Raw genomic sequence first — 6,160 nt, forward strand, 5'->3', positions numbered from 1 at the left:
GCGTCTGTTCTGCTCGTTGACCGCGCGCGACGCCGCTTCGACGCGAGCCTTGGCCGCGCGCAAGGTGCGCCGGTACATGAATTCGCGCCTCGCGGCACGTTCCAGCGGGATGCTGAGGAGCACGCCGACGACAGACATGATCGGCAGCATCGTGGCGTGCGCAGCCACGGACTCCACGCGCAGTTCGACACTCCCGCCGACGGGTTTGAAATAAAGCATGATCAGATAGCTGACGACGCACATCCCGATTAGCCACGCCGCCGTGATCACCCGAAGCCGAAAGGCCATGAATATCACGAAAAGGCAAAACAACAGCACCGGATAGATTTCCCGCCAGCCAAGGTCACCCGGATAGAACTGCAGCATTCTCAAGGTGGTGAACCAGCAACTGATCGTCCAGACACTGAGCAGCCCGACGGCCCAACGTTCGTCGAGTGCGCGTGGGGTCCAGAACAGCACGGGAATCGCCATTCCGATCGCTCCGGCGACTCTCAGGAGAATGAGTTCGTTGTGGTGGAGATGGGCGGGATCGAGTACGTTCAACCGGCCGAAATCGCGGATGGAAAATGCGACCCACAACGCGGTGAAGATCGCGATGGCGAGTCTGCGCTGTCCTGAGAAGCGTCGCGCGTAGTCCCACCGGAACGCGCGCTCCTGAGCCGCCGAGCTGAACCTGCGCACCCTGAGGCCTGACGGTCTCATGACGACGCTCGATCAGGAAATTCGCCGTCCGCGGATAGGGCAGCGTGCAATTCAAACAGGATAGCAGCCCGCCATCCAAACTTGTACACACAAATGTAGCGTTCTGGATGCGCCTGCCAGATCAGCAGCGCCTACCTGGCGGACTACTTCGCACGTGCGCCTGACACGCCCATGCGAAGGTCATTTACCCAGTGCGGCTTTTGCCATCAGGCCGAGCGCCACACAGATCAACACGCCTGCGAAACCCACCTGTACGTGCAGCGCGGAGAGACGGTGCGAGGCTAGCCGGCCGGCCACCATGCCGGCCGCCGTCGCAAGACCGAACCACAGCGTCAGCGCGAGCGGGAGCGGCGCGCCATGCAGCACCGTCGCGACCGCACCACCGCTGCCGACCAGCGCGATCACCATCAGCGACGTGGCGACGATGCCGTGCATCGACACGTCGGTCACTTTGCGCAGCATCGGCACGATGATGAAGCCCCCGCCCACGCCGAGCAGTCCCGTCATCAGCCCGGTCAACGCACCGGTTGCCGCGAGCGCAATCCCGGTGGTCCACGACCAGACCAGCCGCCCCGTGTTCGGGTTGATGTGGCCAACGCAAAATCGGGACTCGACGTGGTTCGGGCGCCCACGCGGCAGCGCCTGTGACAGCAGCCTTGCCGCCACCACCAGCATCACGGTGGCAAACAGCGCCAACAGCACGCGTTGTGGCAACGCGTGCGCAAGACGCGCACCGAGCGACGTCAGCGGCACCCCCGCTGCGGCCATGAAAAGCGCGGCACGGTAGCGGACGAGCCGCTGCCGGAACGCTTCAAGCGCGCCTATCGCAGCGCTGCCCGCGACGGCGATCAGCGCGACCGGCGTGGCCTGCTGCATGGGCCAGCCCATTCCGGCCACCAGCGCCGGAACGGCCAGAATGCCACCACCCGCGCCGGTCAATCCGAGCACCGCGCCAACGAGGACGCCGAGAATAAGTGAAGTCAGCATGTCTAATCCGAAAGGTCATGATGGGCCACGGCGACGTTGACGGGCACCTTGCCGCCGTTGGCAATGCGCCGCGTCAGCGCGGACAGATCATGACCCGCGGCCTTGCCTGTCGCGATGATGTCCGGCAGCGTCCGGTGGCTTGCTTCAGACAGCGCCCACAACGTCGCCGCACGCATCCCGGAGCGGCAATAAGCCAGCACGGGCTTCGGCAGTGCGCGCATCAATTCGCCGAAGCGCGCCGCATCGACGTCACCGGCCTTGCCGGACTCGATGGGCAGGTAATGGGCTTCGATGCCCTGTTCTCTCGCCGCCGCCTCGATCTCGCTAAAGTTGGGCTGGTCGACGCCTTCGCCGTCCGGGCGATTGCAGATGACGGCGCGAAAGCCGGCTTGCGCGATTGCACGCATGTCGGATGCGGCGATCTGTTGCGATACCGCCAGTTCAGCCGTTAGTTTCTTGATGTCCATCGTTTGTTCAAGTGCTTCTATCAGTTGGGTGCACTGTCTCAGATCGCGTTGAGCGGAATCTTCAGATACGGCACGCCGTTGTCTTCCGCTTCGGGCAAATGTCCGGCGCGCATGTTGACCTGCACCGACGGCAACATCAGCAGGGGCATGTTGAGCGTCGCGTCGCGCGCGGTGCGCATCGCAACGAAGGCCTCCTCGTTGATACCGTCGCGGATATGGATGTTGTGCGCGCGTTGCTCGGCGACGGTGGTGACGAACTGCAACGGCCGGCCGCCGGGTTGGTAGTCGTGGCACAAGTACAGCCGGGTGTCGGCCGGCAAGCTGAGCACTTTGTTGATAGACCGGAAAAGCGAGCGTGCATCGCCGCCGGGAAAGTCGCAGCGCGCCGTGCCGTAGTCGGGCATGAACAGGGTGTCCCCCACAAAGGCCGCGGTCCGCTCGCCGTCGCTCACGACATAGGTCATGCAGGCGGGCGTATGGCCCGGGGTATGGATGGCACGCGCCTGCAACGCTCCGACGGTGAACGTTTCGCCGTCGGAGAACAACTGATCGAACTGGCTGCCATCGTGGGCGAATTTCATGCCGGCGTTGAAGAGCTTGCCGAACACGTCTTGCACGCGCGTCACCTGCGCGCCGATCGCGATCTTTCCGCCGAGCCGCTCCTTGAGGTACGGCGCGGCGGAGAGATGGTCGGCGTGCACATGGGTTTCGAGCAGCCACTCGACCCTGGCGCCAAGTTCCTTGACGCGGGCGATGAGCTTGTCGGCTGTCGTCGTGGAGGTGCGGCCTGACTTCGGGTCATAGTCAAGGACGCTGTCGATCAGTGCGCACTCGCCTGTGCGGACATCCAGCAACAGGTAACTGATCGTCGAGGTACCGGGCTCGAAGAAGCCTTCGACCTGCATGGGGCTCGTGGTATTCAACATGCTCTCCGGAATCAAAGGGTGCTTGCGGCAGATTGGTGGGTCCATCAACACAAGAACCGTGCCACCGCATTTCCCTTTTGATTTCCCCTCCGCAGCCATTTGATTTTTATCAATATTGTTCGTTAAGCCAGGTGGCGGAGCAGCGCTTCAGCGCGCCAACCAGAGCGAAGACTGCCATTTCTGGCAGTCAGGTGGCAGTTGTGGCAGTATCGACGCATAGTGCTTACTGGAGCCACCGCAGTGAAACCCTCAAAGCCGGCGATACCCATCGTTCCCGTCGTAGCGACCTCGGCTGAATCGCTACAGGCGCCGGATGTCGCCGCCCTGGTGTCGTATCTGGAGCACGACGCTCAACCCATGATCGTGCTCGATCCCGGGTACCGCATTCTTGCCGCCAACACCGCTTATCAACGTCAGTTCGGCGTTGCCAGCCAGCCTCATGTCGGCCGCAAGTGTTATCAGGTTTCGCATCACTACGACGTCCCTTGCGACCAGGCCGGCGAACACTGTCCAATGAAACGGGCGTCCGAGCTGCGTGGGCCCGACCGCGTGCTCCACATCCATCAGACTCCGCGCGGGCCGGAGCATGTCGATGTGGAATTGCGGCCGATATTCAATTCGCAGCAGGAGGTGGTGGCTTACGTCGAGCGGCTCGCCACGGTGCGCGGCGCGTCCGCCAAGCCCAGCGCGGAAGGTCTGGTCGGGCGCTCGACGGCATTCAACGCGGCGATCTCCGCGTTGCAGCGCGTCGCCCCTTCGATGCTGCCGGTCCTGCTGCTCGGAGAATCCGGCACCGGCAAGGAACTGTTCGCACGGGCCCTCCATGAGGCCAGCGAGCGAGCGCAACACCCGTTTGTCGTGGTCGAGTGTTCCGGCATCACGGAGGCCTTGTTCGAGACCGAACTCTTCGGCTATGAAAAAGGTGCGTTCACGGGCGCGGTCGCGCGCAAACCGGGTCTGGTCGAGACCGCGCAAGGCGGAACACTGCTACTCGACGAAATAGGCGATGTGCCACTGTCGATGCAGGTCAAGCTGCTACGGCTCATCGAATCCGGCACGTTCCGCCGGGTCGGCGGCATAGAGACCTTGCGCGCGGATTTCCGGCTGGTGGCGGCGACGCACAAACCGTTGCGCGAAATGATCGACGACGGCCGCTTTCGCCAGGATCTCTACTACCGCATCAGTGCATTTCCGATTAACCTGCCGGCGGTACGCGAGCGCCCCGACGATATCGCGCTGCTCGTCGAGTCGATACTGCAGCGTATCGGTAGCGCACAAGGCAATGCGGGACGCAAGTTCAGCATTGCCGCGGACGCGCTCGGGAGGCTCCGTGCTTATTCCTGGCCGGGTAATATCCGGGAACTGCGCAACGTGCTCGAGCGCGCCTGCCTGCTGGCCGACGACGGCGTGATCCGGATTGAACATCTGCCGGACGACATGGTGGACGCGGGGTCGGCGCATCCGGGCAGCAGCTTCGGCTCACCCTCGTTGTCATCGCGCGGCGAGCTGACAGATCATGAGCTTGCACGGTTTGCCGAGGCGTTCTCCGGGACCCGCAGCGCGCTCGCGCAACACCTCGGGATGAGTGAACGCACGCTGTATCGCCGGCTAAAGACGCGAAGGTGACTGGGCGTATCTGCCGCGCGCTTGCCGGCGCTCAGTTGTGTTCCGCATCGGTTGCCCGGCGCGCGCGGCGCGAATGATGCAAGCCGGCCTCGCGCGCTGCGACCGCAGCCTGCACCTACTCGATGGCAATCTGGCAGCGCGACGGATCGATCCGCATCAACCGGTCGCCTTTCGGATGTCCCTGTCCTCTCCCTGCGCCGCCCTCCCTCGATTGAACCCTCTCCTGACTCACGCGCGTTCGGCCAACTCCGCCAACACCGTCTGATACGCGGTCGCGCCGACCACTCTCTCGTTCACGCCGTCTTCGAAATCGATCCAGCCCGAATTGAAACCGTCGATCATTTCGATGCGCGGCGCGGGCGAGGACGTGCCTTGCGACTGGAACAGCGCCTCCCACTGATCGCGCGGCACCGGCTGGGCTTTTACAGTCCGGCCAAGCACGTCGCCTAACATCGCGGCGATTTCGTTTTGCGCATAACGCTGCGGCCCTTCGATCTCGATCACGCGACGCCCCTGCCACGACTGAGCAAGCGTCTCAGCGATCACGCGGCCGATATCCGCTGTGGCGATCATCGGATAAGCACGATCCAGCGGTTGCAGAAAGCTCGGCATCACGCCTGTTTCGCGCGCGGGCGCGATGTCCCACAGCGAGTTCTCCATGAACCATGCGGGCCGCAAAATCGCGGTCGGGATGGGCAGATCCGCGAGCGCTTCTTCGAGAATATGCACTTGCGTGATGAGACCGAGGCCCGACTCGCGCTGCCCGCCAATCGACGAGAGCGCCACGACGCGCTCCGGCGCCGCTTGCATCAGTGCCGACTTCAACACCGCCGCCGCTGCGTGCGCATTCGGATAGCCCGGCTGCGGTGCGAAGTTCGGCGCCACCATGACGAAGACGCCCGCCGTACCGCTGAACGCCGCAGCGAGCGCGTCCGTATCTTCGAACGACGCGATTGCCACTTCGGCGCCCCGCTCCGTCCACTCCGCGGCCTTGTTTTTGTCGCGTAACACGGCGCGCACGGCATGCCCCGTGTCTAATAAGGCGCATGCTGCCGCGCCGCCTACCTGTCCTGTCACACCCGTGATTGCATACATGCTGGTTGCTCCGTGAATGCGGCCCATGCCGCGCTGAGCAACATTCTCGGTGCTTTGCATTGATTTCACGAGAGCATGGATGTCATTAATTTAATGACGTTACGGCATTAAAAAATGCCCTCGTCCGGCGCCTTGCGATGCAAAAAAGAAATTTGACAAACTATCTTTAGATATATATCTTACGACACATCTTAAGACACAAATGGGAGTACCCACGATGCGTCATCACCATCGATTTTCCCGTTCGCGTGGCCCGGCCGAGAGTTTCTTCACCGGGCATGACCGCCCCTCCCTGCATGCGCTCTGGCATGCGTTCGCCCGGCAATACGAGCGCCATGGCGAGCGCCGCACTGAGAC

Annotated in this window: 6 protein-coding genes; 1 reads left to right on the top strand and 5 read right to left on the bottom strand. The window is 63.1% G+C overall.

Annotated elements, in window-relative coordinates:
• The 4 genes from QOC89_RS13455 to QOC89_RS13470 all read right to left on the bottom strand — a co-directional run.
• A partial coding sequence (locus tag QOC89_RS13455) for a hypothetical protein (RefSeq protein ID WP_323045461.1) occupies positions 1-702 on the bottom strand: 702 nt, incomplete at its 3' end.
• A gap of 180 nt (positions 703-882) precedes the next feature.
• Complete coding sequence (locus QOC89_RS13460) at positions 883-1,689, bottom strand: sulfite exporter TauE/SafE family protein (RefSeq protein WP_323045462.1); 807 nt, start codon at positions 1,687-1,689, stop codon at positions 883-885.
• A 2-nt stretch (positions 1,690-1,691) separates the two neighbouring features.
• Complete coding sequence (locus tag QOC89_RS13465) at positions 1,692-2,156, bottom strand: TIGR01244 family sulfur transferase (RefSeq protein WP_416340397.1); 465 nt, start codon at positions 2,154-2,156, stop codon at positions 1,692-1,694.
• A gap of 38 nt (positions 2,157-2,194) precedes the next feature.
• Positions 2,195-3,082: an MBL fold metallo-hydrolase gene (locus QOC89_RS13470; RefSeq protein WP_323045464.1), complete on the bottom strand. Its 888-nt coding sequence runs from the start codon at positions 3,080-3,082 to the stop codon at positions 2,195-2,197.
• A 357-nt stretch (positions 3,083-3,439) separates the two neighbouring features.
• Here QOC89_RS13470 and QOC89_RS13475 point away from each other — a divergent pair, with 357 nt between their 5' ends.
• Positions 3,440-4,708, top strand: a complete 1,269-nt coding sequence (locus QOC89_RS13475; RefSeq protein WP_416340398.1) for a sigma-54 interaction domain-containing protein — start codon at positions 3,440-3,442, stop codon at positions 4,706-4,708.
• A gap of 228 nt (positions 4,709-4,936) precedes the next feature.
• Here QOC89_RS13475 and QOC89_RS13480 read toward each other — a convergent pair whose 3' ends face one another.
• Positions 4,937-5,803: an NmrA family NAD(P)-binding protein gene (locus QOC89_RS13480; protein WP_323045463.1), complete on the bottom strand. Its 867-nt coding sequence runs from the start codon at positions 5,801-5,803 to the stop codon at positions 4,937-4,939.
• Between the last annotated feature and the right edge of the window lie 357 nt (positions 5,804-6,160).

Origin of the sequence: Paraburkholderia sp. (assembly GCF_034668105.1) — a bacterium.
Taxonomy (GTDB): Bacteria; Pseudomonadota; Gammaproteobacteria; order Burkholderiales; family Burkholderiaceae; genus Paraburkholderia.